1 pseudogene is annotated in these 221 nt (G+C 57.0%); it reads left to right on the top strand.

Annotated elements, in window-relative coordinates:
- Positions 1-138 (top strand): annotated as a pseudogene (locus tag KJQ96_RS41295) (IS110 family transposase); the annotation flags it as partial.
- Positions 139-221 lie beyond the last annotated feature (83 nt).

Raw genomic sequence — 221 nt, forward strand, 5'->3', positions numbered from 1 at the left:
TGGGGGGTTAGGCTCGTCAAGCGCAACGGACTCCGCAAGGCAAAGGTCGCAGTCGCGCGTAAGCTCGCGGTCATTCTGCATCGCATGTGGATCGACGGAACCGAGTTCAACTGGTCGAAAAAGGAAATTGCTGCCTAGCGAGGGCATTACAGAGTTTCTGCCAAACGGCGGGAAAAGACGTCCCAGCCGGGACGATGGCGATGGTGAGTTCGACAGATTTG

The sequence above is a fragment of the Bradyrhizobium sp. sGM-13 genome (genome assembly GCF_018398875.1).
Classification (GTDB): domain Bacteria; phylum Pseudomonadota; class Alphaproteobacteria; order Rhizobiales; family Xanthobacteraceae; genus Bradyrhizobium.